The sequence below is a fragment of the Pseudomonas sp. VI4.1 genome (assembly GCF_002029345.1).
GTDB lineage: Bacteria > Pseudomonadota > Gammaproteobacteria > Pseudomonadales > Pseudomonadaceae > Aquipseudomonas.
Window position 1 is genome coordinate 107747 of sequence record NZ_MULM01000184.1, and the last position, 26501, is coordinate 134247.

The 26501-nt window shown below is 61.7% G+C and carries 20 protein-coding genes; 6 read left to right on the forward strand and 14 right to left on the reverse strand.

Going from position 1 to position 26501, the window contains the following annotated elements; all coding sequences use genetic code 11:
- Nucleotides 1-15: 15 nt before the first annotated feature.
- From BZ163_RS32560 to BZ163_RS32620, 13 genes are all read right to left on the reverse strand, one after another.
- Nucleotides 16-2793 carry a hybrid sensor histidine kinase/response regulator gene (locus BZ163_RS32560; RefSeq protein WP_128874367.1) on the reverse strand — a complete coding sequence of 926 codons (2778 nt, stop codon included), beginning with the start codon at nucleotides 2791-2793 and terminating at the stop codon, nucleotides 16-18.
- Nucleotides 2794-2892: 99 nt separating this feature from the next.
- A complete protein-coding gene (gene purD, locus BZ163_RS32565; protein ID WP_128874368.1) occupies nucleotides 2893-4188 on the reverse strand; it encodes a phosphoribosylamine--glycine ligase in 1296 nt (431 codons plus the stop codon).
- Between the two features lie 158 nt (nucleotides 4189-4346).
- Entirely contained in the window at nucleotides 4347-5954 is a 1608-nt protein-coding gene (gene purH, locus BZ163_RS32570; protein ID WP_128874369.1) for a bifunctional phosphoribosylaminoimidazolecarboxamide formyltransferase/IMP cyclohydrolase, read from the reverse strand.
- 81 nt (nucleotides 5955-6035) lie between these two features.
- A complete protein-coding gene (fis, locus tag BZ163_RS32575; protein WP_007907419.1) occupies nucleotides 6036-6356 on the reverse strand; it encodes a DNA-binding transcriptional regulator Fis in 321 nt (106 codons plus the stop codon).
- Complete coding sequence (dusB, locus tag BZ163_RS32580) at nucleotides 6353-7363, reverse strand: tRNA dihydrouridine synthase DusB (RefSeq protein WP_128874370.1); 1011 nt, start codon at nucleotides 7361-7363, stop codon at nucleotides 6353-6355. The genes fis and dusB overlap by 4 nt, the downstream gene beginning before the upstream one ends.
- Nucleotides 7364-7548: 185 nt before the next feature.
- On the reverse strand, nucleotides 7549-8766 hold the full coding sequence (locus tag BZ163_RS32585) for a DUF3426 domain-containing protein (protein ID WP_128874371.1): 1218 nt from the start codon (nucleotides 8764-8766) through the stop codon (nucleotides 7549-7551).
- A gap of 30 nt (nucleotides 8767-8796) precedes the next feature.
- Nucleotides 8797-9675, reverse strand: a complete 879-nt coding sequence (prmA, locus tag BZ163_RS32590; RefSeq protein WP_128874372.1) for a 50S ribosomal protein L11 methyltransferase — start codon at nucleotides 9673-9675, stop codon at nucleotides 8797-8799.
- A 262-nt stretch (nucleotides 9676-9937) separates the two neighbouring features.
- Nucleotides 9938-11296 (reverse strand): acetyl-CoA carboxylase biotin carboxylase subunit, encoded by a 1359-nt coding sequence (gene accC / locus BZ163_RS32595; protein WP_128874373.1) that lies wholly within the window; start codon nucleotides 11294-11296, stop codon nucleotides 9938-9940.
- 17 nt (nucleotides 11297-11313) lie between these two features.
- Nucleotides 11314-11775: an acetyl-CoA carboxylase biotin carboxyl carrier protein gene (gene accB, locus BZ163_RS32600; RefSeq protein WP_054044024.1), complete on the reverse strand. Its 462-nt coding sequence runs from the start codon at nucleotides 11773-11775 to the stop codon at nucleotides 11314-11316.
- 48 nt (nucleotides 11776-11823) lie between these two features.
- Nucleotides 11824-12276 (reverse strand): type II 3-dehydroquinate dehydratase, encoded by a 453-nt coding sequence (aroQ, locus tag BZ163_RS32605; RefSeq protein ID WP_033059577.1) that lies wholly within the window; start codon nucleotides 12274-12276, stop codon nucleotides 11824-11826.
- A gap of 141 nt (nucleotides 12277-12417) precedes the next feature.
- The gene (locus tag BZ163_RS32610; protein ID WP_128874374.1) at nucleotides 12418-14157 is read right to left on the reverse strand and encodes a protein-disulfide reductase DsbD; all 1740 of its coding nucleotides are present in this window, start codon (nucleotides 14155-14157) and stop codon (nucleotides 12418-12420) included.
- Nucleotides 14158-14337: 180 nt separating this feature from the next.
- Nucleotides 14338-16284 carry a methyl-accepting chemotaxis protein gene (locus tag BZ163_RS32615; protein ID WP_128874375.1) on the reverse strand — a complete coding sequence of 649 codons (1947 nt, stop codon included), beginning with the start codon at nucleotides 16282-16284 and terminating at the stop codon, nucleotides 14338-14340.
- Nucleotides 16285-16390: 106 nt separating this feature from the next.
- Complete coding sequence (locus BZ163_RS32620) at nucleotides 16391-18007, reverse strand: PleD family two-component system response regulator (RefSeq protein ID WP_128874376.1); 1617 nt, start codon at nucleotides 18005-18007, stop codon at nucleotides 16391-16393.
- Between the two features lie 288 nt (nucleotides 18008-18295).
- Here BZ163_RS32620 and BZ163_RS32625 point away from each other — a divergent pair, with 288 nt between their 5' ends.
- The 6 genes from BZ163_RS32625 to BZ163_RS32650 all read left to right on the forward strand — a co-directional run bounded on the left by BZ163_RS32625 (nucleotide 18296) and on the right by BZ163_RS32650 (nucleotide 25044).
- Entirely contained in the window at nucleotides 18296-19363 is a 1068-nt protein-coding gene (locus BZ163_RS32625) for a DUF2333 family protein (protein WP_128874377.1), read from the forward strand.
- Nucleotides 19364-19366: 3 nt separating this feature from the next.
- A complete protein-coding gene (locus tag BZ163_RS32630; protein ID WP_128874378.1) occupies nucleotides 19367-19927 on the forward strand; it encodes an NUDIX hydrolase in 561 nt (186 codons plus the stop codon).
- 295 nt (nucleotides 19928-20222) lie between these two features.
- On the forward strand, nucleotides 20223-20594 hold the full coding sequence (locus BZ163_RS32635; RefSeq protein ID WP_128874379.1) for a translation initiation factor Sui1: 372 nt from the start codon (nucleotides 20223-20225) through the stop codon (nucleotides 20592-20594).
- A gap of 214 nt (nucleotides 20595-20808) precedes the next feature.
- A complete protein-coding gene (gene speA / locus BZ163_RS32640) occupies nucleotides 20809-22722 on the forward strand; it encodes an arginine decarboxylase (RefSeq protein WP_128874380.1) in 1914 nt (637 codons plus the stop codon).
- Between the two features lie 229 nt (nucleotides 22723-22951).
- Nucleotides 22952-24265 (forward strand): type VI secretion system Vgr family protein, encoded by a 1314-nt coding sequence (locus tag BZ163_RS32645; RefSeq protein WP_128874381.1) that lies wholly within the window; start codon nucleotides 22952-22954, stop codon nucleotides 24263-24265.
- Complete coding sequence (locus BZ163_RS32650; protein WP_128874382.1) at nucleotides 24262-25044, forward strand: DUF4123 domain-containing protein; 783 nt, start codon at nucleotides 24262-24264, stop codon at nucleotides 25042-25044. Before BZ163_RS32645 ends, BZ163_RS32650 begins: the two co-directional genes overlap by 4 nt.
- A 27-nt stretch (nucleotides 25045-25071) precedes the next feature.
- Here the strand turns inward: BZ163_RS32650 and BZ163_RS32655 are convergent, their stop codons facing one another.
- Entirely contained in the window at nucleotides 25072-26421 is a 1350-nt protein-coding gene (locus tag BZ163_RS32655) for an MATE family efflux transporter (protein ID WP_128874383.1), read from the reverse strand.
- Between the last annotated feature and the right edge of the window lie 80 nt (nucleotides 26422-26501).

A 26501-nucleotide genomic window follows, 5' to 3' on the forward strand; every position in this document is an offset into this window, starting at 1 on the left:
GCGGAGTCTGTCGGCTCAGGACGTTTGCGTCGCCGCCCGGTTCTGCTCATCGCGCTGGGCAACCCAGTGTTCGATCAGTTCACGCAACTGCGACAGCTCGACCGGTTTGGCCATGTGCCCGTCCATGCCGGCCTGGCGCGCGCGTTCCTTGTGCTCGGCGAGGATGTGCGCGGTCAACGCGACCACGGGGGTGCGGGTTCGCTGGTTGCCGACTTCCCAGGCGCGCAATTGCTGGGTGGCCGAGAATCCGTCGAGGATCGGCATTTCACAATCCATCAATACCAGGTCGTAGCGTTGGGCTTTCATCGCCTGCAAGGCCTCTTCGCCATTGCTGGCGGTATCGGGTTGCAGGTTGAGTTTGCCCAGCATGCCGCGGATCACCTTGGTCGAAATGCTGTTGTCTTCGGCCACCAGAATGCGGAAGTCGCTGGGCACCTTGACCGGCAGGGCAGGGCCGGGAGGCAGCTGATGCGAGGCGACGAGGCCCTTGTCACGCTGGTTCAGTTCATCCGCCAGTGTCGTCTTGAGGGTGTAGCCGGCCACGGGCTTGGTGAGGATGCGCTTGATCCCGGAATTGCGCGCGATGATCTTGCTCGGCGCATTGCTGATACCGGTGAGCATGATCAGCAGGATGTCGTGGTTGAGGCTCGGGTCCTCCTTGATCTTGGCCGCCAGTTGCATGCCGGTCATGCCGGGCATGTTCTGGTCGAGCAGGACTACGTCGAAGTAATCGCGCAAGTGGGCCTTGGTGCGCAAGAGCGCGAGGGCCTCCTTGCCGGAGGGGACGGCGCTGACGTTCAGGCCCCAGGCGGTGCACTGCTGCACCAAGACCTTGCGACAGGTGTCGTTGTCGTCCACCACCAGCACCCGTGCGCCCTGCAGCGGACCATCGAGATCGGAGGTCGGGTGTTCGAGGCGGTCAGGGTCCAGCGGCAAGGTCAGCCACAAGGTGCTGCCCTGGGTGCTGCCGCTCTTGATGCCGAACTCCCCGTGCATCAAACGGATCAGCTGACGGGCGATCACCAGGCCCAGGTTGCCCCCCAGACGGGGGGCCGAGAGAAAGTTTTTGCTGTGCAGTTCGGCGTGCATCAGCGCGTCGCGTTCCTCGGTGTCCATGGGCTCGCCGCTGTCCTGCACGGCGATGCGCAAGCGCGGTTTGGCGCTGCGCTCGTCGAGGGCGACGACGATCAGGATTTCGCCTTCATCGGTTTTCTTCAGGGCGTTTTCCAGCAGGCTCAGCAGGGTCTGGCGCAGGCGCGTCGGGTCACCGCTGATCACCCGTGGCACTTGCGGCTGGATAAAGCTGATCAATTCGACGTTCTGCTGCTCGGCTTTGGCGCGGAAGATGCTCAGGCAGTCTTCGATCAGCGCGTTGAGATCGAACTGAACGTCATCCAGCTCGATCTGCCCGGATTCGAGCTTGGAGATGTCGAGGATCTCGTTGATCAGCGTCAGCAGTTCGTTGCCGGCGCTGTGGATGGTTTGCACGTAGTCGCGCTGCTTGACCGAGAGGGGCGTACCCAGCAGCAGTTCGGTCATGCCCAGCACGCCATTCATCGGGGTGCGGATCTCGTGGCTGATTTTTGCCAGGAATTCGGCCTTGGCATTGATCTCGGCATTGCTGGCGGCCAGATCGCGACTGAGGCTGAAGCGGTCTTCGGTGATGCTGCGCTGGCGTTCGCTCAGGGCGATGCTCATCAGCAAGCCGCTGATGCAGATGAACACCAGCAGGGCGGTGATCAGGCCTTGCGGCTCGACCAGGGTCAGCCCCAGCAGGGCGGGCAGGATAATCAGCGTGCCGACGTTGAAGACCACCATCGCCGCCACGAACAGGCGTGCGGGTCGATAGCCTTTTTGCCAGTGATGGGCGCTGACGAACAACATGCTCAGGCCCGCCAGTGCGACCAGGGCGTAGGTGATGATGTTCAGCGGCAGTGTATTGACGAACAACAGCAGCAGGCCGCAGGCGATGATGACCACGATGTCGCCCAGCAGCAGTTTGTTCAGCGGGTGCGGGCCGAGCGGGGCGAAAAAGCGATAGGCGAACATCAGGCCGCACGGGGCGGTCAGCAGCAGGGCCAGGTAAGCGCCAGGCGTCTGGATCGCATGCCAGTCCGGCAACCAGGGCCCCGCCAGATTCAGCAGCAGCACCAGGCTGAGCATCAACAAGGCTTCACAGCCAGACAGCCACAGGCAACTGCGCGACCGGGTGTACGCGTAGCGGATCAGGTTGTGCAGGATCAGCATCCCGAGGCAGCCGAACAGCAGGCCGTAGATCAGGGTCTGGTTCTGATTGGCCGCAGTCATGATGGCCGACTGCAGGGTGATGTACGGCCGCATCTGGTGTTCGGACACCAGGCGCAGGTAAACGTCGAGAGGTTTGTCGCTTTGGGGTAGCGGCAACATGAAGTCGCTGTTGGGCAGTGGCCGCTCAGACCGAGGCTGATCTGCGCCGCCATCCAGCTCCTCGATCAGGCTGTCGCCTTCCAGCACATACAGATCGAGATCGGAAAGGTCGGGAGCGAATACCCGCAGCAACTGTTCGTGCTTGCCGGGGGCAAGCCTGAAACGCAGCCACATCGCGCCATCGGGCTCGGCCGCGGTGAGGTGATCGAGTTCGATGGGGCTGAATTGATTGGTGTAGCGTGCGGAACGGATGTCGCTCAGTTGCAGGTCGCCCTGTTCATCGAGCAATACCGCCCAGCCACTGCCCTGCGCGGCCTGGGCCGGTAGCATGCAGAGCAGCGTCATCAGCGTGACAGTGAAACCTATGGCAATCCTGAGCCAGCGCACGGCGAAATCCCTTCGTAGGTTGATGCCAGAATATAACTATGCGCGGCGCCGGAATAGCCCGGCAAGGGCCTGAGGCCCTTGCCCTGCCGAATGGATAGCTTATTCCTGATTTTCGCCACGCTCGCGGGCAATGGCGCGGTAGCCAATGTCCCTGCGATAAAAACAGCCTTCCCAGTCGATCCGGGCCGCCAACGCGTAAGCCTGTTGCTGCGCAGCATCGACGCTGGCGCCCATGGCAGTGGCGCAGAGCACGCGACCGCCGGCCGTCACCACTTGACCGTCCTTGAGTGCGGTGCCGGCGTGGAAGACTTTGCCTTCCAGTGTCGCGGCTGCATCCAGGCCGTTGATGGCCGCGCCTTTGGCGTAGTCACCAGGATAGCCGCCAGCGGCCAGCACGATGCCGACGCTCGGACGTGGATCCCATTGGGCTTCGACCTTGTCCAGGGCTTGCGCCAGGGCAGCTTCGATCAGCAACACCAGGCTCGACTGCAGACGCAGCATGACCGGCTGGGTCTCGGGGTCGCCGAAACGGCAGTTGAATTCGATGACTTTCGGGTTGCCCGCCTTGTCGATCATCAGGCCGGCGTACAGGAAGCCGGTGTAAACGTTGCCTTCCTCGGCCATGCCGCGCACGGTCGGCCAGATCACCAGGTCCATGACGCGCTGGTGCACTTCGCTGGTGACGACCGGTGCCGGGGAGTAAGCACCCATGCCGCCGGTGTTCGGGCCGGTGTCGCCGTCGCCGACGCGTTTGTGGTCCTGGCTGGTGGCCATCGGCAATACGTTCTTGCCATCGACCATGACGATGAAGCTGGCTTCTTCGCCGTCCAGGAATTCTTCGATGACCACGCGCGAACCGGCGTCGCCGAATGCGTTGCCGGCCAGCATGTCACGCACGGCGTCTTCGGCTTCAGTCAGTGTCATGGCCACGATCACGCCTTTGCCGGCGGCCAGGCCATCGGCCTTGATCACGATCGGTGCGCCTTTTTCACGCAGATAAGCCAGGGCTGGCTCGATCTCGGTGAAGTTCTGGTAGTCGGCCGTCGGGATTTTGTGGCGGGCCAGGAAATCCTTGGTGAAGGCTTTCGAACCTTCCAGCTGCGCAGCGCCAGCGGTCGGACCGAAGCAATCCAGGCCACGGGAGCGGAACAGGTCGACGACGCCGGCGACCAGCGGCACTTCCGGGCCGACGATGGTCAGGGAAACGTTCTTCTCGGCAAAGTCGGCCAGCTGTTCGAGGGCCAGCACGTCGATAGCGACGTTCTCGCACTTGGCTTCAATGGCGGTGCCGGCGTTGCCAGGGGCCACGAACACCTTCTGCACGCGCGGATCCTGAGCCACTTTCCAGGCCAGGGCGTGTTCACGGCCACCGCTGCCAATGATCAAAACATTCATTTCAAAAACCTCGGGATGACGCTAATTCTGGAGGCAGCACTGAAGCTGCTTTTCTGTGGGAGCGGGCTTGCTCGCGAAAGCGGTGTGTCAGTCAGCACTATTTGTGGCTGACAGATTGCATTCGCGAGCAAGCCCGCTCCCACAGTTGATCGTCGTACTTAGTGACGGAAGTGGCGCATGCCGGTGAATACCATGGCGATGCCGGCCTCGTCGGCTGCTGCAATCACTTCGTTGTCACGCATTGAGCCGCCCGGCTGGATCACCGCAGTGATGCCGACCTTGGCCGCATTGTCCAGGCCATCGCGGAACGGGAAGAAGGCGTCGGACGCCATCACCGAGCCTGCTACCTGCAGGCCGGCGTGTTCCGCCTTGATCGCAGCAATGCGCGCGGAGTTCACGCGGCTCATCTGGCCAGCGCCGACACCAATGGTCTGGCGGTTCTTGGCATAGACGATGGCGTTGGACTTGACGTATTTGGCCACCTTCCAGGCGAAGATCAGGTCGTGGATTTCCTGTTCGGTCGGCGCGCGTTTGGTCACGACTTTCAGGTCGTCGGCGCTGATCATGCCGATGTCGCGGCTCTGTACCAGCAAACCGCCGTTAACGCGTTTGTAGTCCCAGGCAGCCGCGCGGTCAGCCGACCACTCGCCGCAGGTCAGCAGGCGTACGTTGGCTTTGGCCGCCACGATGGCACGGGCTTCGGCGCTGACGCTTGGGGCGATGATCACTTCGACGAACTGACGCTCGACGATGGCCTTGGCGGTCTCGGCATCCAGCTCGCGGTTGAAGGCGATGATGCCGCCGAACGCCGATTCGGTGTCGGTGGCGTAGGCCAGTTCGTAGGCCTGACGGATGCCGCCTTCGGCGTCCGGGCTGACAGCCACGCCGCACGGGTTGGCGTGCTTGACGATCACGCAAGCCGGCTTGACGAAGCTCTTCACGCATTCCAGCGCGGCGTCGGTGTCGGCCACGTTGTTGTACGACAGCTCCTTGCCTTGCAGTTGGGTCGCGGTCGCGATGCCCACTTCGGCAGGCTTGGTTTCCACGTAGAACGCCGCGCTCTGGTGCGGGTTCTCGCCGTAGCGCATTTCCTGAGCCTTGACGAACTGGCTGTTGAAGGTGCGCGGGAACTCGCTGCGGCCTTCGGTGCTGAGGGTTTCAGCCGCCTGGTTCACGGTGCCCATGTAGTTGGCGATCATGCCGTCGTAGGCAGCGGTGTGCTCAAAGGCCTTGAGCATCAGGTCGAAGCGCTGAGCGTAGGTCAGGCCGCCGGCCTTCAGGCTTTCCAGGACGTTGGCGTAGTCGCCGGCATTCACCACGATGGCCACGTCTTTATGGTTTTTTGCAGCCGAACGGACCATGGTCGGACCGCCGATGTCGATGTTCTCAATCGCGGTCGGCAGGTCGCAGCCTGGCTTGTTGATGGTGGCTTCGAACGGGTACAGGTTAACCGCTACCAGGTCGATCGGCTTGATGCCGTGTTCGTTCATGATGGCGTCGTCGATACCGCGACGACCGAGGATCCCGCCGTGGATTTTCGGGTGCAGGGTTTTCACCCGACCGTCCATCATTTCTGCGAAACCGGTGTAATCCGCGACTTCCACCGCGGCAACACCGTTGTCACGCAGCAGCTTGAACGTCCCGCCGGTGGAGAGGATCTCGACGCCCAGGGCTTCGAGCTCCTTGGCGAATTCGAGGATCCCTGTCTTGTCGGAAACGCTGATCAAAGCGCGGCGGATCGGCAGGCGGGTAGTCTGGTCGGTCATTTCAATTTCCATCAAAAGCAAAGGAGTCAGCAAAAAAGGCGACCGTTTCTACGCGGGCGCCTTTCTGGTTTGATTGAATGCTTACAGCAAATCGTACTGCTTGAGTTTCTTGCGCAGGGTGCCTCGGTTCAGTCCGAGCAGCTCGCTGGCCTTGGTCTGGTTGCCCTTGACGTAGTTCATCACGCACTCGAGCAGAGGCGCCTCGACTTCGGACAGCACGAGGTTGTACACATCCGTGACGGCAGCGCCCTCAAGGTGGGCGAAATAATTGTGCAGCGCCTTCTCGACACTCCCGCGAAGGGTCTGGCCTTCTTCGCTCGGCGTGTTGAGGTGCTGTTTCAAATTCACGTTGTCGCTCACGGGTGTTGTTCCACTCACTAAAGTCTCGGTCATCATCGTCATGCGGCCACCTCGTCTCCGTCCCCTGTCAGGCTCTTGTAACGTTCGGCGAAGAAGCCCTGAACGTTGGCGCATTGTGCTTCCGTATCTTCCAAACGATTGAAGTGGGCGCGAAATTCCCTGGCGCCCGGCAAGGTTGCGAGATACCAGCCCACATGCTTTCGAGCGATGCGTACGCCCATGACGTCTCCGTAGAAAACGTGCAGCGCGGCCAGATGCTCAAGCAGAATGCGTTCCACCTCGATCAGGTCCAGTGCCGGGAGTTTCTCGCCGGTACGCAGGAAATGATCGATCTCACGAAAAATCCATGGCCGCCCCTGGGCAGCCCGGCCTACCAGCAGGCCATCGGCACCGGTCGCGTCGAGCACGTACCGGGCCTTCTCGGGTGAATCGATATCGCCATTGGCAAAGACCGGGATCGACACCGCCTGCTTGATCGCGGCAATGGTGTCGTACTCGGCAAAACCGGTGTACAGATCGGCACGGGTGCGGCCATGCACCGCCAACGCCGTGATGCCCGCCTGCTCGGCGATCTTCGCCACCGTCAGGCCGTTCTTGTTGTCCCGGTCCCAGCCAGTGCGGATCTTCAGGGTGACCGGCACATCAACCGCAGCCACCACGGCCTGCAGGATCTCGGTTACCAGTGCTTCATCTTTCAACAGTGCGGAACCGGCGGCCTTGTTGCAGACCTTCTTGGCCGGACAGCCCATGTTGATATCAATAATCTGCGCGCCCAGTTCGACGTTGGCCCGGGCCGCATTCGCCAGCATCTGAGCATCACCACCGGCGATCTGTACCGAGCGTGGCTCGGGATCACCTTCGTGGATCATGCGCATGCGCGATTTGCGGGTGTTCCACAAACTCATGTCGCTGGTGACCATTTCCGAGACTACTAGCCCCGCGCCCAGCCGCTTGCACAGCTGACGAAAGGGTTGGTCGGTGACGCCCGCCATCGGGGCGAGAATCAAGCCGTTGTGTAATGTATATGGACCGATGCGTACCGCCGACATAGGGCTTCCCTGTTGTGGGGCCGGATCATGAGACTTCGAAAAAGGGTTGGCATGATACCCGCTCTCGATGACTGGATAAAGGCTGAATTGAACAAAATCTGAACAGCGATTTTGTTATTGCCAGCGGTTTGGTACGAGCGGTCAAAGTCAGAAATATGCCGTCAAAGCCGTAACACTGAACCGTTTCACTCGGGCGAGTGGAAGCTCAGGCTGTAGTTCACCGCCTTGGGGCCTGGATCGAGAATATCCAGCGCGATGTGGATCGGCGTCTGCGGAGGCATTTCCAGCAGGCCTTCGAGATCGCCATTGAGGTACTCGCCCGGCTTGAAGCGCCGGCTGGCGATCAGGTGACCGTTTAGGTCGGCAAAGCGCAACTCCAGCAGCGGGAACGGCTGGGAGAAGGGCGCGCGGTTGTAGATGATCGCGTCGACCACCAGGGCGCCGCTGAAATCCGGATGGCTGCGCACCACCAGGTTGCTGCTCTTGATTTTGGCGATGTCGACCTTGGACGGCACGGTGCAGCCGATTTGCGGGCATACCTGCTGGAACCACGGCCGGTACTGGTCCTGGCGCGCCAGCTCATCGAAGTGGTAGGCAATGTACTGCCCGGCGAGGGCGCCAGCAGCGAGCAGGATCAACAGTAGCCAGAAAAGCCGGCGGCCCCGGGGGGGGCGGCGTTTTTGCCAGTCGAGTTGCAGCGGATCGTCGGTCAGGTCCTGCAATGCTTCGACACGTTCGGTCGACTCGCTGCGTTCGTGTCGCTTGCGCAGGGGGGCAATCGGGGGCAGGTCGTCGTCAGGTGCATCGGTTGCCGACAGGCGATCATGGCGCAGGGGCATGTCGAGCGGATCATTCAGGCGCAGTTGCGGCACCTGGGGCTCGTCGTCCAGATCAACCGGTTCCAGCGAGAACGAAGGTTCGGTGCGCGAGTGCTTGCCCGGTTCTGGCGGCGTTTCCCGTTGGTCGGCTTCGACCGCTTGGGCGCGATCGGCGGCCGATTCGCTGAACAGACTGTCGGACCACTGAGCTTCGTCGTGCTCGGCAGTATCCCGGCGCGCGCGCAGGCTGTCTTCGCGGTGCCGCGCAAACTCCATGGTCGGCTGGATTTCCCGCTGTTCGAGCCGGGCGAGTTCTTCATCCAGGTCGAGGCTGTCCAGATCGAGCTCGGCGGCGCTCCACTGCTTGCGGCTGATGACCCGCGGCGGTGGCGACTCGATGATGGCCGGGGCCACCGGCGCGACCGCTTCTTTGCCGGCCCGTTGCTCAAGCAACTGCTTGGCGGCGTTGAACACCTGCAAGCACGAGCCGCAACGAACCACTCCGCGGGCGACGCTCAATTGAGAATGGCTGACGCGGAAGCTGGTTTGGCAATGCGGGCACTGAGTGACGAAACTGTCGGTCATGCGGCGGTCCGGTTTATGCAGAGGCTCATTCTAGCGCCGACGGCCGGTAATGCGCACCCAACCATCGCGATTGGCGATCGGGTCCAGGTCGAAGTCCCGGGCGTAGGCGTTGGCCACGTCTTCACCTTGCTCGGCAAGGATGCCCGACAGCGCCAGGCGACCACCCGGCTTGACCAGGCTGGACAGTTGCGGCGCCAAGGCAACCAGCGGGCCGGCGAGGATATTGGCCACCAGCACATCGGCCTGCACTTGCGGCAAATCTTGCGGCAGATACAGCGGGAACAGCGCTTCGGCAATGTTGTTGCGCCCGGCGTTATCGCGGGAGGCTTCCAGCGCTTGCACGTCGATGTCGGTGCCGACGGCTTCCCTGGCGCCCAGCAGCAGGGCGGCAATGGCCAGGATCCCCGAGCCGCAACCGAAGTCCAGCACGTTGCAATCCTTGAGGTCCTGACCGTCGAGCCATTCCAGGCACAGCGCGGTGGTCGGGTGTGTGCCGGTGCCGAACGCCAGGCCCGGGTCCAGCAGCAGATTGACGGCGTCGGGTTCCGGCGCGGCGTGCCAGCTCGGGACGATCCACAGGCGCTGACCGAAGCGCATCGGCTGGAAACCGTCCATCCAGCTGCGCTCCCAGTCCTGGTCTTCGATGATTTCGCTGTGATGTTCAGGCAGCGGGCTGCCGGTCAGCAATTCCAGATGAGCCAGCACGCTGGCGGCTTCGGTGCCGTCTTCGAACAGGGCCAGCAGGTGCGTGTGCGACCACAATGGCGTGGTGTTGAGTTCCGGTTCGAAGATCGGCTGGTCTTCGGCGTCCATGAAGGTCACCGACACGGCGCCCACTTCGAGGAACGCGTCTTCGTAGGTTTCGGCTTGTTCTGGGCTGATGGCGAGACGGACTTGCAGCCAAGGCATGGCGGGCACCTTTGAAAAATATTGATTGCAGCCTAGCGGGCTGCGAGAAGCGCGCAAGTTTACGCGAGCGCGCGACAGAAGACGACAAGACCGACACGCGCGTGCTCTTCGTAGGCGCGAGGCTTGCCCGCGAACCAGGCGCCGCGGTGTATCAGCGGTGCCGATGCGCGTCCTTCGCGGGCAAGCCTCGCTCCTACGGGGGGCGGTAATGTCCAGATACAACAAAGCCGCCCGAAGGCGGCTTTGTCGATCGGGCTAAAGCTTAGTGCTTGTCGCCAGCCAGCTTGTGTTCCAGGTAGTGGATGTTGATCCCACCTTTGCAGAAGCCTTCATCACGGACCAAGTCGCGGTGCAGCGGGATGTTGGTCTTGATCCCGTCGACAACGATTTCATCCAGCGCATTGCGCATGCGCGCCAATGCTTCGTCACGGGTTGCGCCGTAGGTGATCAGCTTGCCGATCAACGAATCGTAGTTCGGCGGAACGGCATAGCCACTGTACAGGTGCGAATCGACGCGAACGCCGTTGCCGCCTGGAGCGTGGAAATGCTTGACCGTGCCTGGGCTCGGCATGAAGGTTTTCGGGTCTTCGGCGTTGATCCGGCATTCCAGCGCGTGACCGCGGATGACCACGTCATCCTGGGTGTACGACAGCTTGTTGCCAGCGGCGATGCTGAGCATCTCCTTGACGATGTCGATGCGGGTGACCATTTCCGAAACCGGGTGCTCAACCTGAACGCGGGTGTTCATTTCGATGAAATAGAACGCGCCGTTCTCGTACAGGAACTCGAACGTACCCGCGCCACGGTAGTTGATGTCGATGCACGCCTTGACGCAGCGAGCGAGGACTTCAGCGCGTGCTTTCTCGTCGATGCCCGGTGCCGGCGCTTCTTCGAGTACCTTCTGGTGACGACGTTGCAGCGAGCAATCGCGATCGCCCAGATGGATGGCTTGGCCCTGGCCGTCGGACAGCACCTGGACTTCCACGTGACGTGGGTTGGTCAGGAATTTTTCCAGATAGACCATCGGGTTGCCGAACGCCGCGCCCGCTTCGGAGCGGGTCAGTTTCGCCGAGGAAATCAGGTCTTCTTCTTTATGCACAACGCGCATGCCGCGACCACCGCCGCCGCCGGCGGCTTTGATGATCACCGGGTAACCGACTTCGCGACCGATGCGCAGCGCGGTTTCTTCGTCTTCAGGCAGCGGGCCGTCGGACCCCGGAACGGTGGGGACGCCCGCAGCGATCATGGCGTGCTTGGCCGATACCTTGTCGCCCATCAGGCGAATGGTGTCGGCTTTCGGGCCGATGAAGGCGAAGCCGGAGTTTTCCACCTGTTCGGCGAAGTCGGCGTTTTCCGCAAGGAAGCCGTAGCCTGGGTGAATAGCGGTAGCGCCAGTCACTTCAGCGGCAGCGATGATTGCCGGAATGTGCAGGTAAGAGTGGGCGGCCGATGCCGGACCGATGCAGACGGATTCGTCTGCCAGGCCCAGGTGCATCAGCTCTTTGTCAGCCTTTGAGTAAACGGCGACGGTCTTGATGCCCATCTCTTTGCAGGCGCGCAGAATGCGCAGGGCAATCTCACCGCGGTTGGCGATCAGAACTTTTTCCAACTTCGCAGTCATCAAAGTTTCTCCGCGGTTCAAACGATGGTGAACAGCGGTTGGTCGTACTCAACCGGCTGGCCGTCTTCGACGAGGATGGATTCGATCACACCGCTGGTTTCAGCTTCGATGTGGTTCATCATCTTCATCGCTTCAACGATGCACAGGGTGTCGCCTTTCTTCACGGTCTGGCCCACTTCAACGAAGGATGGCGAGGACGGCGAGGATTTGCGATAGAACGTGCCGACCATCGGCGAACGGGCAACGGTGCCGTTCAGCACGGGTGCGGCCGGAGCAGCAGGCGCGGCAGCAGCAACCGGGGCAGCAGCAACAGGCGCTGGCGCCGGAGCGTGCATTGGAGCCGGTGCGTAGTACTGCTGAGCCGGGGTCTTGCTGTGACGACTGATACGTACGGACTCTTCGCCTTCCTTGATCTCGAGCTCATCGATGCCGGACTCTTCCAGCAATTCGATCAGTTTCTTAACTTTACGGATATCCATGAATCATCAACTCCCAAGGGTCGGTCAGGGGCGTTTAACGCTTGTTGTTCAAGCCGTTGCCGGTCTTTCAAGCTGCTCTAGTGCGGCCTCCAGGGCCAGTCGATAACCGCTGGCGCCAAGGCCGCAGATCACTCCCACCGCTACATCGGAGAAGTAAGAGTGATGGCGGAAAGGTTCGCGTTTGTGCACGTTAGACAAATGCACTTCGATGAATGGGATGCTCACTGCCAGCAACGCGTCACGTAATGCGACGCTGGTGTGCGTAAAAGCTGCCGGGTTGATCAGAATGAAGTCCACACCCTCGCTGCGGGCAGCGTGGATGCGGTCGATCAATTCGTACTCGGCGTTGCTTTGCAGGTGCAGCAAATGGTGGCCGGCTTCACGGGCACGGCGTTCCAGGTCCTGGTTGATCTGCGCCAGTGTCGTAGCGCCGTAGGTGCCCGGTTCACGGGTGCCGAGCATGTTCAGGTTGGGGCCGTGCAGGACCAATAGCGTCGCCATCTGCTGTTCCTTGTGATCTATGTGCAATTGTCAGAACCCGGCGACTATGCCGCAAAGCCTTTATGACTGTCCAGTTCTATGCAATAGCCCGCACGATGGCCGATGTTTGCGCGAAATATATGACCGGTCTCTAAAATCCGGTCATTTGCTTTGGCCGCGCGCTTGCGCGACACGTTCGGCGAAGTCCGCTGCGTTGATCTCGCCGATCACCCGCACATCGGCCTGTTCGGTGCCGTCTTTGCCGAAAAACATCAGCGCTGGCGGGCCGAAGAGTTTGTAGCGGTCGAGAAGGGCGCGTTGCCCGGCATTGCTTTCGGTGATGTCGAAGCGAATCAATCGATAGCCCTTGAGCCGCTCCATGACCGTGGCATCGTTGAGCACCTGGTGTTCGATGACTTTGCAACTGATGCACCAGTCGGCGTACCAGTCCAGCAGCAACGGGGTGCCGGAGGAACTGGCGTCCGCGAGCACGCGATCGAGCTCTGCCGGCGTGCTGATGGTTTGCCAGGCGCTGCTGCCCTGCGTTTGTTCAGTGTTGGTGACAACACGCGGCTGGCCGATCGGATTGAACGGATCGGTCTGGCCACTGAATGCGCCGTACCAGCAGGCCAGCGCGTAAAACAGCAGGAACATCCCGAGTAATTGGCCCAGGCGTTTTCGAGGCGGTTTGTAGACGAACTCCAGCGCGCCCATGAACAAACCGACACCGCCGGCGAGCAAGCCGATCAGCAGCAAAGTGATCTGGCCCGGCAATACCCGACTGAGCAGGCCGATCGCCAACCCCAGCAACAAAACCCCGATCGCGTTTTTCACATGGATCAGCCATGGCCCGCTTTTCGGCAGCCAGGCAGCGCCGCCGGTCGCCACCAGCACTAACGGTGCGCCCATGCCGAGGCCGAGCATGAACAGTTTCAAGCCGCCGCCGAGTGCATCGCCGCTAGCACTGATGTACAGCAGCGCACCGGCCAGTGGTGCCGATACGCAAGGTGAGACCAGCAGGCTGGAGACCACGCCAAGTACCGCCGCGCCCCACAGCGAGCCGCCTTCGGTGCGGCCGGCGATCCGGTCGAGGCGACGGCTGATGAAGTGCGGCAGCTTGAGTTCGAATACCCCGAACATGGCCAGGGCAAACAGCGCAAAGAACGTTGCAAACGGCACCAGTACCCAGGCCGATTGCAGACGCGCCTGGAGATTGAGCTGCGCGCCAAACATGCCCATCAACGCACCGAGCAGGGCGAAACAGATGGCCATGGGCAACACGTAGGCCAAGGACAGGTTGAAGCCGCGTAACCCGCCGACCTGGCCGCGCAACACCACGCCGGAAAGAATCGGCAGCATGGGCAATACGCAGGGCGTGAACGTCAGGCCCACACCGGCGAGGAAGAACAGGGCGAGTTCGCGCCAGCCCCAGCTCGTGGCGCCGGCGACGCCCTCTATGTCCAGGCGCTCGGTCTCGGGCGGATAGCACAGGCCTTTATCGGCGCAACCCTGATAGGTGACGGCCAGGGTGAAGGCGCGTTGATCGGTGCGCGGCACCTCTACCTCGAGAATGCCGTGGTAGACCTCGACATCGCCGAAATACTCATCGTGCTTCTGTTCGCCCTTGGGCAGTTGCGCGGCGCCGAGGCCGACATCGGCGGGTTCGGCGCGAAACTGGAAGCGATGCCGATAGAGGTAGTACCCCTCGGTGGCGACAAACCGCAGTTTGATCGACTGCGGCGTGCTGTCTACCAGGCTCAGTTGAAAGGCTTCGCGTACCGGCAGGAAATCGGCGCTGTTGTTGATCGAGCCCAGGGTGGAGCTGGGCCGAGTCTCCAGCAAACCGGTGGCGGAGGCCGGCAGGGCCAGCACCAAAAACAGCAGGCAAAGCAAACGGCGCATGACAGTCTCGCGTATCGAAAGTGAGGGCATGATAGCGGACGCCTGGCAGGAGTGCAGGGCCTGGAATTCTGTGGTGGCTGTTCTGGCGCCTTCGCGAGCAAGCCCGCTCCCGCATTCGACCGCATTCCCATGAGAGAACTCGGTCAATGTGGGAGCGGGCTTGCTCGCGAAGGCGATCTGTCAGACGCGGAAAGCCTGAACGGCTGTATGCAACCGCCCACCCAACACCAACAAATGCTCCCCTTGCTCGCGCCCCTGGCCAATGCGCAGCAAGTTATCCCCACCCAACTGGTGAATCCGCTCACTGTGATCGCGGATTTCGCTGACGGCACCGCTCTGCTGGGCGGTGACGTCGGCGATGCGCACAGCGGTGTCGGAAATGGTCTGGATCGCCCCGACGATTTTATCCAGCGCGCCGTCAGCCGCTTGCGCCTGATTGGCGGTGGCTTCGGCGTGCTCGACCTGGGCGCGCATGCCTTCCACCGATTGCCGCGCGGCGGTCTGCAGGCCGGCGATCAATGTCTGAATCTCTGCGGTCGCCCGGGCAGTGCGTTGCGCCAGCGAGCGAACCTCTTCGGCCACCACCGCAAACCCACGGCCCATTTCTCCGGCACGGGCCGCTTCGATGGCGGCGTTAAGGGCCAGCAGGTTGGTCTGGTCGGCAATCGAGCGAATCACCGTCAGCACGCCACCGATGGTGGCCGATTCCTCGGCCAGGTGTTCGATCATCTGCGCGTTGCCTTGCACTTCACCCACCAATTCATGCAGCCCGGTGAGGCTCAGGCCTATGACTTTCTGCCCGTGCTCCACCGCCAGTCCAGCATGTCGACTGGCGTCGGCGGCCTGGCTGGCATCGCCGGCGACTTGTTGAATGGTCGCCTCCAGTTCGCCGAGGGAATCGCGGATCATCGCGGTATCGCCGGCCTGATGCTCGGCGCCGCTGTGCAGGTCGTTGCTCAATTCCGCCAGGGTGCGGCTGCTGCCGGCGACCTGCTCGGCGTTGAGGCGAATGGTGCCCACCAGATCCACCAGATAAGCCCGCAGGCGATTGAGCGAGGCTTGAATGTCATGCAATTCGCGATTGGTCTTGCCCAATTCAATGTCCTGGCTGAAGTCGCCCTCGGCCCAGGTCGACAGGGCCGGCGCCAGATTGGTCAGGGTCCGGGCCAGGCGTCGTTGCAGGGTATCGATCAGCAGCGCGATCAGCAGGATCAGGCCGATCATTATCCCCTGCATCAGTCGCACTTCGCCCTGGATCTGCCCGTGCTGGGCACGGACCACCGGTTCCAGCCCGGCGATGGCCTGCTGCACGGCGGCGATTTTCAGGTGAGTGGCGGCGCTGAGGTCGGCGCGTTGGCGAATCTGTTCGCGGGTGCGGGCAAGTTCCGCAGGATAGCGGGTCAACAGGTTATTGAGTTCACGCTTGAGGCCGACGCCAGCATCTTCGGCGACCGCTTTCTCGGTGTTCTCCAGGCCCATCATGGCGGCGAAATCATCGGTGTTCGATTGACTGTTGGTGGTGATGCCCAGCAGTGGCAAGGCCTCCAGTTGTTCGGCTTGAATGCGCAGGTTGCCGACTTCACGCTCGACATCGGCGGCCAGTTCGCTGCGACCGCTGCTGACCAGTTTGTCCCGGGCGAGCGACAGTTTGCCCAAGTGTTGGGACGCGGCGAACAATGGCGTCTGGTAAGCCGCATTGGCGCTGGCGTACTGGCTGAGCTGATCAAGGCTGGCCGCCAATTCGCGTTCGGCTTGCAGCAGCAGCGCCTGTGGATCGCCCGCGAGTTTACCGGCAGCCAACAGGTCGGTTTTGCTGAATTCATCCAGATTCGACAGGCTCGGGCGCAAGGTATCGGCCAATGCCGGCGGCAACTCGCCCAGTTCCTGTCGCAGGCGGTCGATGGCCTGGCTGGCGCTGTTCAGGCGCAGCGCATCGCCGCTGGCAAGGTAATCCTCGATGTTGCGCGCGACGTCATCCTGAAACTGCCGGGACAGGCCCAGGTAGCGCTCCATCAATAGGTAGGGGCGTTCCAGGGCCTTTTGCGACCACCACAGGGTGGCGCCCAGGGCCACGCACACGGCGACTAACAGAAGGGTATTGAGATTGGTCAGCAACTTCAGGCGCATCGCGGGACTACCAGCGGCAGAATCGTAAGTGCCTGAAGTTATTGCGTTTGTGTTACAGGGTTATGACCGGTTCGGTCGTTTCCGGTGAAAAGGTGGCACTTTGCTTTTATGTTCGCGCTGCCTGTACGCAGTTGCGTCCGGCATGTTTGGCGCGGTACAGCGCCTCGTCAGCCTGGTTCGCGATCATCAGGCCGTCGGCGTTAGCGCCCAGCTCGGCGACCCCGGCACTGAAGGTGCACCGCAGGTCCTGGGGCTGGGCCGGGTAATGAATTTCGGCAAAACGCCGTCGGATTTCTTCGAGCACTTTGCAAGCCGATTCGAGGTCGGTGTCCGGCATGACGATCGCAAACTCTTCACCCCCATAGCGGCCGATGAAGTCGGTCTTGCGCAAGCGTTGCTTGAGGAACAGTGCCAGGCTTTTGATCACACGGTCGCCCATGGGGTGCCCGTGGCTGTCGTTGACCCGTTTGAAGTGGTCGATGTCGAGCATGGCAAAACTCAGGGGCTTGCTTTCACGACGGGCGCGGAAGCTGCAGTCTTCGAGCAATTGCAGGATGTGGGTGTGGTTGTAGAGGCCGGTGAGGCTGTCGCGAACCATCCGCGCCTTGAGATTGCGCGCCCGCGCCGCACGATTACGCACGGTGGTGATCAGGTGTCGGGGCTTGATCGGTTTGGTCAGAAAATCGTCACCGCCCTCGCTCATGGCGTCGAGTTGCTTGTCCAGATCGTCTTCGGCGGACAGGTAAATGATCGGCACGCTGACGTAACGATCATTGTGGCGGATCACCTTGGCCAGTTCGGTCCCGGTGCAGGCCGGCATATACATGTCGAGGATGATCAGGTCCGGTTGGAAGTCTGCGAGCTCGGCCATCGCCTGAATCGGTTCGATCAGCGTCCGGGTGACGATCCCGGCACTGTTGAGCAACCGTTCGGTATGCAGGGCCTGGGCGCGGGAGTCATCGATGATCAGCACTTTATAGGGTTCGTACTGGGCGACGCAGGTCAGGACTTCGATTTTCTCCAGCAGGCTCGACGCCTCGAGGGTACCGGTCAGGAACTCCTGGCCACCGGCGCGCACCGCGGCGAGGCGGGTAGGCGTGTCGGTTTCCTGCAGGCTGAAAAACAGCAGCGGCAGCGGCTCGTCCAGCCCGATCTGGGCTTCGGCGGCCAGTTTCAGGCCGATGCCGGCACCACTGAAGTCCACGTCCATGACGATCGCCGCGGGCAAACGCTCGACCATCGACGAGCGAAACGCCGCCACGCTGTCCAGGGATTGGGCGCTGAGCCCGAAAAACTCCAGCTGCGTGGCCAGGCGCTCGGCGCGGTCGTGATCCTGCAACATCACATAGATGGGCTTGCGCAACGGCGGCAGGAAGGTTTGTTCGAGCTGATCGCCTTGGCGCAGGCCGGTGCGCGACAAGTGCTGCATCAAGCGATTGAGGTCATTGATCAGGTCGCTGTTCAGGCGCCCGCGGTTGGCGTCGACCGCCTGCAGCGACTGGCCGATGTGGTGCGCCAACCGGGTGTGTTCCGGTTGTTCGAAGCGCTCGGCGAAACGCAGCAGACGCAGGTTGGCCTCGCTCAGTTCCGATAAGTCGGTGTTGGACCACTCGCTATGTTGCAGGCGCTGCCATATTTCAAGAATTTGACGTGCCTGATGAATCACCCGCTGGGCAAAGTGGTGCTTGAGGCGCTCACGGCTGGGGTCTTCTGGCTCGGTCATATCCTGACTACTAGTGAGGGAGCATGCTGAGATCGACTGGTGGCGCTATGCTAGCACCACTTTTCATGTGCATGAGTGTCGCACGTCAATAATCTGCAAAGCGACCTGATTCAGTGGCTGACCGACGGGGCTGATAGGCTCGCGGCTGTGCTTCATTTATAGTGGCCGCTCGATCGCGCCCGTTGCGCGGCTCGTCCCTTGCACCGGATTTAATGCGCGGCAAACGAGGCACGATGGCGTAGGGTTGTGGTCGAACCGATGAACTCAAGTGATTGAAAGGATATCGCCATGCTGGACTGGAAGAACCGCGCGGGCAGCGCGCCTGAACGTGCCGCTGAACCGAAATCGGCCACCCGCAGTTACATTGGCGGCCTGTTGTTCAGCCGGGCGCTGGCCACCCTGATTGGCCTTTACCTGCTGGTGGTGATTGCGCTGGGCTGGTACTGGAGCCAGGAACCCGCGCTGTTCCCGGTTCAACAGAACGCCCAGGTGGCTGCCGAGAAAGAAGGCAAGCAGATGGTCATCGGCTATACCACGGTGGAAACGCTCAAGACCGTTGCCGATACCTTGCTGACCAAGCCGGGCGGTTATATTTCCAACGACCGTTTCCCGCCGGGGCTGTGGATGGATAACACGCCGAGCTGGGAATATGGCGTGCTGGTCCAGGTCCGTGACCTGAGCCGTGCGCTGCGCAAGGACTTCGCCCGCTCCCAGTCGCAGTCCACCGAAGACGCCGACCTGGCCAAGGCCGAGCCGCGTTTCAACTTCGACAACAGAAGCTGGGTGTTGCCTTCCAGTGAGTCTGAATATCAGGAAGGGATCAAGTCCCTGAGCCGTTATCAGGCACGCTTGTCCGACCCGAGTCAGAAAAGCGCATTGTTTTATGCCCGCGCCGACAACCTGAACAACTGGCTGGGCGATGTCGGCACCCGCCTGGGTTCGTTGTCGCAACGGCTGTCGGCCAGCGTTGGCCGCGTCAAGCTCAATACCGCGCTGAAAACCGAAGTCGTCGCGCCAGGTCAGGTACCGCAGGTTGACGAAGAAATCGTCGAAACCCCGTGGATGCAGATCGACAACGTGTTCTACGAAGCCCGTGGCCAGGCCTGGGCGCTGTCCCATCTGCTGCGCGCCATCGAAGTCGACTTCGCCGATGTGCTGGCCAAGAAGAACGCCACGGTCAGCGTGCGCCAGATCATTCGCGAGCTTGAAGCCTCGCAAGAACCGGTCTGGAGCCCGATGATCCTCAACGGCAGCGGCTTCGGCGTACTGGCCAATCACTCGCTGGTCATGGCCAATTACATCTCCCGGGCCAACGCCGCCGTCATCGATTTGCGTCAGTTGCTCAATCAGGGCTGAGTCATGGTTGATAGCTCCATCGATAGCCTGCGCGAGGCCGCCCATCGGGCGGCCTCGGATGCCGAACAGATCGCCTGGGTCGACGAGCGGGACAACCTGCTCGGCGCACTGGTCCGTTCCGACTTGCGCGAGCGCGGCCTGATCGGGCGCGGCACTTACATCATGCTGTTCAACTCCGCCGGTGAACTCTGCGTGCATCGGCGCACCCTGAGTAAAGCGATCTACCCGGGTTACTGGGACGTGGCGGCCGGCGGCATGGTACTGGCCACCGAGACTTACGCCGAATCGGCCGCCCGCGAGCTGGAAGAAGAGCTGGGCGTGAGCGGCGTGGAGCTGATTGCTCATGACCACTTTTACTTCGAGGACACCGGCAATCGACTCTGGTGTTCAGCTTTTTCGGCGGTGTGGGATGGCCCCTTGATCCTGCAACCGGAAGAAGTGCTCGAAGCGCGCTTCATGCCCATCGATCAGGTCATGCTGGAAATCCAGCAAAAGCCTTATTGCCCGGACTCCCTGGCGGCCTTGCAGCGCTATCTTCGAGCTCGTGGGCCGGACGTCGCATAAGCGGCATAAATTGGCGCCGATTGGCTCTTAGCAAGTCGGCTTTTTGCCGTTACACTGCGCGACCTTTTCAAACTGAACCGGTATTGCTCTTCTGTAGGAGCGAAGCTTGCTCGCGAAGGACGCAAGGACGACGCGTGTTGCCTGATGCCGCGCGTTATCGTTGACGTTTATCGCGAGCAAGCTCGCTCCTACACAGGTTTTACCGTTTCAGTAGCGCTGCCCCTGCCTGAGTGGGGCTTCGCGGTCGATGGCACACCTGCCGCGGCCAGTCTTTGTCCTCCCAAGAGGATTGCCGGTGGCCAAAAAAGCCGCATCCTTCGCCGCCCTTGGTGGCCTGGTATTTTCCACCGACGCAGGTCGTCATTGCCCGGATTGCAGTAAACCGGTGGATGCCTGCATCTGCAAACAAACCGCTATCCCGGCCGGCGACGGCATCGCTCGCGTGCGTCGCGAAAGCAAGGGGCGTGGCGGCAAGACGGTGACCACCATCACCGGCGTGCCGTTGGCCGAAGACGCGCTCAAGGACCTGGCGACCTCGTTGAAAAAACGTTGCGGGACCGGCGGTGCGTTGAAAGACGGCATCATTGAAATCCAGGGCGATCATGTCGAGCTACTCTTGGCCGAGTTGATCAAGCACGGTTTCAAGGCGAAGAAGTCCGGCGGCTAGCAGCTTCTGTGAAAACCACCCTCGGCTTGATCCGGTCCTGACAGCAGGCCCGGCGTCGTCTACATGGTTTTCACAGAGCCTGTTCTGACCGGTTTCTAAACTCACCGCGATCAGCGAGGTCTATCCCCTCGTTGACGAACCGTCATTTTCATTCTTTAGACTGCGCCGGCCTGAACCCAGGCGACGCTCTATGACTTCTTTATAGGGGACTTCAATGTCCGTAAGACGCACACGCAAAGACGATGGCAGCCAATGGACAGTTGCGGACAGCCGCAGTGTTTACGGGATTCGCCATTGGGGGGCCGGGTATTTCGCGATCAATGACGCCGGTCGCGTCGAAGTTCGTCCGAACGGTCCGGCCAGTTCACCTATCGACCTGTTCGAGCAAGTCGACCAGCTGCGCCAAAGCGGCCTGTCCTTGCCGTTGCTGGTGCGTTTCCCTGACATTCTGCAAGACCGCGTGCGTCAGCTGACCGGCGCCTTCGATGCCAACATCGAACGCCTGGAATACCAGAGCAAATACACCGCGCTGTACCCGATCAAAGTGAACCAGCAGGAAGCGGTGATCGAGAACATCATCGCGACCCAGGACGTGTCCATCGGCCTGGAAGCCGGCTCCAAGCCGGAGCTGCTGGCCGTACTGGCCCTGGCGCCGAAGGGTGGCACCATCGTTTGCAACGGTTACAAGGATCGCGAGTTCATCCGTTTGGCGCTGATCGGTCAGAAACTTGGCCACAACGTGTTCATCGTGATCGAGAAAGAATCCGAAGTCGCCCTGGTGATCGAAGAAGCCGCCTCGCTGAAGGTCAAGCCTCAGGTCGGTCTGCGCGTGCGCCTGTCATCCCTGGCGTCGTCCAAATGGGCCGATACCGGTGGCGAGAAGTCCAAGTTCGGTCTGTCGGCGGCGCAGTTGCTGTCGGTGGTCGAGCGTTTCCGCGCCGCGGGCCTGGATCAGGGCATTCGCCTGCTGCACTTCCACATGGGTTCGCAGATCGCCAATCTGGCGGACTACCAGCACGGCTTCAAGGAAGCGATTCGCTACTACGGCGAACTGCGCAACCTCGGCCTGCCGGTCGACCACATCGACGTCGGCGGCGGTTTGGGCGTGGACTACGACGGTACCCACTCGCGCAACGCCAGCTCGATCAACTACGACATGGACGATTACGCCGGTGTCGTGGTCGGGATGCTCAAGGAATTCTGCGACGCGCAGAACCTGCCACACCCGAACATCTTCTCCGAGAGCGGCCGTTCTCTGACCGCGCACCACGCCATGCTGGTGGTGCAGGTGACCGACGTCGAGAAACACAACGACGACGTGCCGCAGATCGAGAACAAGGAAGCACTGCCGGAAACCGTGCAGTGGCTGGTTGACCTGCTGGGTCCGACCGACATCGAGATGGTCACCGAAACCTACTGGCGCGCCACGCACTACATGAGCGACGTGGCCACCCAGTACGCTGACGGCAAGCTGACACTGGCCGAGAAAGCCCTGGCCGAACAATGCTACTTCGCCGTGTGCCGCCGCCTGCACAACTCGCTGAAGGCCCGTCAGCGTTCGCACCGTCAGGTGCTCGACGAACTCAACGACAAGCTGGCCGACAAGTACATCTGCAACTTCTCGGTCTTCCAGAGCCTGCCGGATACCTGGGCCATCGGCCAGGTGCTGCCGATCCTGCCGTTGCATCGTCTCGACGAAGAGCCGCTGCGCCGCGCGGTGCTGCAGGACCTGACCTGCGACTCCGACGGCAAGATCAAGCAATACGTCGACGAGCAGAGCATCGAAACCAGCCTGCCGGTTCACGGTTTGAATGAAGGCGAAGACTACCTGCTGGGGATCTTCCTGGTGGGCGCCTATCAGGAAATTCTCGGCGACATGCACAACCTGTTCGGTGACACCGACTCGGTGAACATCTACCAGAATGCCGACGGCAGCGTGTACCACGCGGGTATCGAAACCCACGACACCATCGAAGACATGCTGCGTTACGTGCACTTGTCGCCGGAAGAATTGATGACCCACTACCGCGACAAGTGCGCCAGCGCCCGCATCACTGCCGCCGAGCGCACTCAGTTCCTCGACGCACTGCGTCTGGGGCTGACCCGTTCGTCTTACCTGTCCTCTTGAGGTAAGTCGTTCTCTCCAGGTTGTCTGAAAATGTTCCGCGCACAGCAGAAGTTTCGGATGACCTGGTAGGACGTTTCTCTATTTTCAACGGAAATTTCCCCGCTTTCGGCTATTAAAGCCATTTGGTCTGCTTTTCGCGTAGGCCATTTCCTAAGTTGTATTTCGGCACTCTACTCGGCCATGTCTCTCGGCGAGAATCCCCGGCCGCCCCTCCTGTAGAGAATCGCCGATGTTCGATCCAGTCAACGAGCTTTCATTTCGTCTGGGTGTAGCAGGTATGTCCGATGCCTTCGAAGTCTTGGCCTTTACCGGTAGAGAAGCCATCAGCGAGCCTTTTGTGTTCGAGGTGGATCTGCTGATAGACGACCCGACGCTCGACCTTGCCAGCCTGCTGTACCAACCGGTCTCTCTGCACTTCGGGCCGGCGGGACAGGCGATTCATGGACAACTGCACGAACTCGTCCAGCGTGAACAGGGGCCGACTGCCCGGCTCTGCCGCGTACGGCTGGGGCCGAAGCTGGCCTGCCTTTCCCAGCGCTTCAGCCAGCGAATCTTCAGTGCCTGCTCGGTGCCGCAGATCCTCAGCCAAGTACTCAGGGAGCATGGCATTGCCGACAAGGATCGGCGCTTCGAACTGAGCGGCGATTACCCGCCCCGTGATTTCTGTACCCAATACCGGGAATCGGACCTGCAGTTTCTCCAGCGCCTGTGCGCTCAAGAGCGGCTGAACTACCATTTCGAGCACCAGGTTGACAGGCACTGCGTGGTCTTCGGTGATGGCCAGGCGCATTTTCGCCTGGGCGAGCTGGCGGATTTTCGCGTCGACAGCGAGCAACCGGCCGTGCGGCAGTTTCAGCTTCAGGGGCAACGAGCGGCGCAGAGTGCCCAAGGCCGTACAGACCTGGCGACGCTGCGCAGTGGTCAACTGATGTCGCTGTCCGGCCATCCGATCGCCGACTGGAATCAACTATGGCTGTTGACCCACATCGAACATCAGGGGAGCCAGGATCCCCAGGCCCCCTACAGCAATCAGATCCGCGCGATTCACTGGGCAGCGCCCCTGGTGTCGCCCCCTGGCCCAATGAAACCGCGCATGCACAGCCTGCAACGGGCCTGGGTCGTCAATGTCGAAGAGTCTCGACCGGATCCCTCCAGGCCGGTTGCCGTGCAGTTCGATTGGCTTTACCAGGGTGAGGGCGCGATCCCTGCCCACTGTTGGCTGCCCCTGGCAACGGAGTTGGGCAACGCAACGGATACGCCGATGAGCGAGGGCACCGAGGTGGTGGTGAGCTTTATCGAGGGCGATCCGGATCAGCCATTGATTACCGGTTTTCTGCACCAGCCAAAGTCTGTCGAAGCCGCTGAGGAATCCCGCGCGGCGAACGCCTGTGCGCCTGACGAAGGCGTGCTCCGAATGCTGCGCTCCGGCGAGCCCTTGATGCTGCTGTGCCTGCTGCCGGGTGGCGGCAGTTTCACTCACTGCGCTGAGGTTTTCTGCACTTGCCGGGCGGCGACGGGGTTTGGCCGGAGCGGTGCGGCATGATTGCCGCGAGCCCGCAATGGCTATTGCTGGATGTGCCGGGTGCGCCACTGGCGGGGGCGACACTGCGGCAGACGTTTGCCCATGCGCAATGGTTCTGGTTGTTCGAAGATACCGAGCTGCATGCGTTACGCGAACAGGGTCCGGTTCTGGTCGACCTGGGCTCCTGCCCGGCGCTGGCCGAGTTGTGCTACAGCGAAGCGCAACACTTCCGTGGACTGTTGGTCTTCAGCGGGGCGCCGCCGTCACCGTTGCTGGCGCATTTGCGCCGTATGCTCACGGTCACGGTCGGCGTGCATCACCGCGCTTTGTTGAACTACTACAATCCCAACACGGCCAGTTACTTTTTTGATGCCTGCGACGCCCGGGAGCTGAGTCGCTGGTTGGGGCCGATCCGTCAGTTGCACTGGTTTGGCGGCACCTGGGCGGATCGTGCGATCGGTTGCCAGGGTTGGCAACAGCTGCACAACCCGGGGCTCGCCGTCAGCCCGTTAGCTGTCGAAGAAAGCCTCAGCCCCGGGCAACAGGAAAAGTTGCAAACCTGTCTGCTGGAGCAGCACGCCTGGCACTGGAGCCATTCCACCGGGAGCGACTACCCCAGCCTGTGGGCGCATATGCAGGAAGGGCTGGCGCTGGGTTTCCACGAACGTGCGGTGCTCGATGACTGGTTATGGCTGCGCTTGCAATACCCGCGCGCGGCGCTGGTGCTGCCGTTGTCGGGACTGACCCAGCAGGAGCGTCTCGACCGCCTGCGCGACCGATGGCAGACCGATCGACACTGACCCGGGGTTCGTCACGGCCGCGCCGGATCAGTGAGTCCGGCCGGTAAACCAGCCGTCGTTCTGGCGCAAAAACCAGGCAAAAGCACCCAGGGTCAAACTGCGCAGGGCCATGAACCACAGGAACGTTATCCACAGGCCATGGTTGCCCAAGCCTTGCAGTGCCCAGGCGAACGGCAATACCAGAATCATCGTCAACAGCATGCCGTTGCGCATTTCGCGCGCGCGCGTGGCGCCGATGAACAGACCGTCGAGCAGGTAACTCCAGACCGCAATCAGCGGCAGGGCGGCGAGGTAAGGCAGGTAGATGAAGGCGGTGTCGCGTACGCTTTGAATGTCGGTCTGCATCTCGATGAACAGATGGCCGGCGAACAGAAACAGCGCGGCAAAGCCCAGGCTCGCCAGCAACGACCAACCACAGGCCACCACCAACGAGCGGCGCAGGGCGTCCCGGTCGCGAGCGCCGATGGCATGCCCGCAAAGGGCCTCCACAGCGTGGGCCAGGCCATCGAGCGCATGGGCCGTCAGCAGCAGGCCGTTGAGCAGTAACGCGTTGGCGGCGACAGTGGCATCGCCCAGTCGCGCGCCTTGCACGGTAATGAGAAAAAACACCGATTGCAGGACCAGGCTGCGGATGAAGATGTCGCGGTTGACCGCCAACAGCGGTCGCCAGCTCTGCCACAGTGCCAGTGCAGCCCAGGCGATATGGCCAGGGTAGGCGCGCAGGGCGTTTCGGGTCATCAGCAGACCGACCAGTGCGCCGGTCCATTCGGCAATCACCGACGCCCGGGCAGCGCCGACCACCCCCCATTCCAGCCCGAGGACGAACCACAGGTTCAAGGCAATGTTGACCAGGTTGGTGCTCAGCAGAATTGCCAGTGGCGCCCGGGCGTTCTGGGTGCCGAGGAACCAGCCGACCAGGGCATAGCTGGCCAGCGCCGCCGGCAGGCCGAACAGCCGCGTGTGGAAAAATTCGCGGGTCAGTTGATCCAGTTCGGCCGAGGGTTGCATGAAGTGCAGCGCGACGCCGCTCAACGGCACGCCCAGGGCTCCCAGGACAATGGACAATCCCATGGCCAGCAGCAAGCCCTGTAACAAAATCTGGCGCAACGCCGCGCCATCCCCGCGTCCCGCCGCCTGGGCGGCAAAGCCGGTGGAGCCCATGCGCAGAAAGCCCATGGCCCAGGCGAGAAAGGTATACAGGCTGGCCCCGACCGCGACGGCGCCCAGTTGATGGGCGTGGGGCAGGTGGCCGATGACCGTACTGTCGACCAGCGCCACCAGCGGTACGGAAATGTTCGACAGAATCATGGGCGCGGCGAGCGCCCAGACCCGGCGGTGGGTAGGGCGGTCGCGCCAGTCGGCGATCAGATTGGACATGCAGGCTCCTTGGGGAGCGGGCATTGTAGCGACACATCTGAATCCGAAGTGATCCAAAAATGTGGGAGCGGGCTTGCTCG

Coding starts and splice junctions, on each gene's coding strand:
- BZ163_RS32655 (WP_128874383.1), bottom strand. CDS start 26,421: ATGTCCAATCTGATCGCCGACTGGCGCGACCGCCCTACCCACCGCCGG.
- BZ163_RS32645 (WP_128874381.1), top strand. CDS start 22,952: ATGTTCGATCCAGTCAACGAGCTTTCATTTCGTCTGGGTGTAGCAGGT.
- accB (WP_054044024.1), bottom strand. CDS start 11,775: ATGGATATCCGTAAAGTTAAGAAACTGATCGAATTGCTGGAAGAGTCC.
- dusB (WP_128874370.1), bottom strand. CDS start 7,363: ATGTCGGCGGTACGCATCGGTCCATATACATTACACAACGGCTTGATT.
- BZ163_RS32625 (WP_128874377.1), top strand. CDS start 18,296: ATGCTGGACTGGAAGAACCGCGCGGGCAGCGCGCCTGAACGTGCCGCT.
- speA (WP_128874380.1), top strand. CDS start 20,809: ATGTCCGTAAGACGCACACGCAAAGACGATGGCAGCCAATGGACAGTT.
- BZ163_RS32620 (WP_128874376.1), bottom strand. CDS start 18,007: ATGACCGAGCCAGAAGACCCCAGCCGTGAGCGCCTCAAGCACCACTTT.
- BZ163_RS32615 (WP_128874375.1), bottom strand. CDS start 16,284: ATGCGCCTGAAGTTGCTGACCAATCTCAATACCCTTCTGTTAGTCGCC.
- prmA (WP_128874372.1), bottom strand. CDS start 9,675: ATGCCTTGGCTGCAAGTCCGTCTCGCCATCAGCCCAGAACAAGCCGAA.
- BZ163_RS32585 (WP_128874371.1), bottom strand. CDS start 8,766: ATGACCGACAGTTTCGTCACTCAGTGCCCGCATTGCCAAACCAGCTTC.
- BZ163_RS32650 (WP_128874382.1), top strand. CDS start 24,262: ATGATTGCCGCGAGCCCGCAATGGCTATTGCTGGATGTGCCGGGTGCG.
- purH (WP_128874369.1), bottom strand. CDS start 5,954: ATGACCGACCAGACTACCCGCCTGCCGATCCGCCGCGCTTTGATCAGC.
- accC (WP_128874373.1), bottom strand. CDS start 11,296: ATGACTGCGAAGTTGGAAAAAGTTCTGATCGCCAACCGCGGTGAGATT.
- BZ163_RS32610 (WP_128874374.1), bottom strand. CDS start 14,157: ATGCGCCGTTTGCTTTGCCTGCTGTTTTTGGTGCTGGCCCTGCCGGCC.
- purD (WP_128874368.1), bottom strand. CDS start 4,188: ATGAATGTTTTGATCATTGGCAGCGGTGGCCGTGAACACGCCCTGGCC.
- BZ163_RS32630 (WP_128874378.1), top strand. CDS start 19,367: ATGGTTGATAGCTCCATCGATAGCCTGCGCGAGGCCGCCCATCGGGCG.
- fis (WP_007907419.1), bottom strand. CDS start 6,356: ATGACGATGATGACCGAGACTTTAGTGAGTGGAACAACACCCGTGAGC.
- aroQ (WP_033059577.1), bottom strand. CDS start 12,276: ATGGCGACGCTATTGGTCCTGCACGGCCCCAACCTGAACATGCTCGGC.